Raw genomic sequence first — 1,446 nt, 5'->3', positions numbered from 1 at the left:
GCTGCGTGAGCTCGACGTCGACCGGGTCGACGTCGTCCAGCTGCCGGGTCTGCTCGACCTGTCGTCGCTGTGGCAGGTGCACGCCGTCGACCGTCCGGATCTGAAGGATGCGCCCTTCGTGCCGGCGACCCATCCCGCGTTCGGTGAGCGCGAGACCCCGAAGAGCGTGTTCTCGACTCTCCGCGAAGGCGACATCCTCGTCCACCATCCGTACGACTCGTTCTCCACGAGCGTCCAGCGGTTCATCGAGCAGGCCGCGGCCGACAGCCAGGTGCTTGCGATCAAGCAGACGCTGTACCGGACGTCGGGCGACTCGCCCATCGTCAACGCCCTGATCGCCGCGGCCGAGGCCGGCAAACAGGTCGTCGCGCTGGTGGAGATCAAGGCCCGATTCGACGAGCAGGCCAACATCAAGTGGGCCCGCAAGCTCGAACAGGCCGGTGTCCACGTCGTATACGGACTCGTCGGTCTCAAGACCCACTGCAAGACCTGTCTGGTCGTGCGACGCGAGGGGTCGACGATCCGCCGCTACTGCCATATCGGCACGGGCAACTACAACCCGAAGACCGCCCGCCTGTACGAGGACGTCGGCCTGCTCACGTCCTCCCCCGAGATCGGCGCCGACCTGACCGACCTGTTCAACACCCTCACCGGATACTCCCGAAAGGCCCAGTACCGCAATCTGCTCGTCGCACCGCACGGGGTCCGCAAGGGCATCGTCCAGCGCGTCGAGCGTGAGATCGAGCACCACAACGCCGGTCGTCCCAGCGGGATCCGGCTCAAGGCCAACGCGCTCGTCGACGAGCAGGTGATCGACGCGCTCTACCGCGCATCCCGCGCGGGGGTCCGGGTGGAGGTGGTCGTGCGCGGGATCTGTGCGCTCAAGCCCGGGGTGCCCGGTTTGAGCGAGAACATCACGGTGCGATCGATTCTGGGCCGCTTTCTCGAGCACTCGCGACTGTTCCATTTCCGCGGCAGCGACGAGTACTGGATCGGCAGCGCCGACATGATGCACCGGAATCTCGATCGTCGGGTCGAAGTGATGGTGCAGGTGAAGAACACCCGGCTCGCAACGCAGTTGGACGGCATTTTCGATTCTGCGTTGGATCCGGCGACACGCTGCTGGATTCTCGAGGGCGACGGCACCTGGACGGCGTCGCCCGAGCCGGGCACAGCTGCCCGCGACCACCAGGTCGAACTCATGCGTAGCCGCTCGTCCTGAGGTGGAGGAAACGTTGACCGAATCACGCGACAAGCCCGTGAAGGCCAACATCTTCGCGGCGGGTGCGGTCCTGTGGCGGGGCGCCGCCGAGAACGCTCCGTACGATGCGGAGGTCGCCCTCGTACACCGTCCCCCCTCCGCCTGGCTTGCGGCCTTTCCGCAAGGCAAACTCGACGCGGGCGAACGCAGCCGTTTGTCTCCGCCTGCGTGAGGTAAAACATTAC

Annotated in this window: 1 protein-coding gene and 1 pseudogene; both read left to right on the top strand. The window is 66.0% G+C overall.

Annotation, left to right across the window (positions count from 1 at the left end):
* A partial coding sequence (gene ppk1 / locus A8G18_RS22215) for a polyphosphate kinase 1 (RefSeq protein ID WP_064065579.1) occupies window positions 1-1,222 on the top strand: 1,222 nt, incomplete at its 5' end.
* A gap of 13 nt (window positions 1,223-1,235) precedes the next feature.
* Window positions 1,236-1,446 (top strand): annotated as a pseudogene (locus tag A8G18_RS22210) (NUDIX hydrolase); the annotation flags it as partial.

The sequence above is a fragment of the Rhodococcus gordoniae genome (assembly GCF_001646655.1).
In the GTDB taxonomy this organism is placed as follows: domain Bacteria; phylum Actinomycetota; class Actinomycetes; order Mycobacteriales; family Mycobacteriaceae; genus Rhodococcus; species Rhodococcus gordoniae.
Note: the sequence above shows the minus strand (reverse complement) of the source record. Positions and strands in the feature narration are given on the sequence as shown.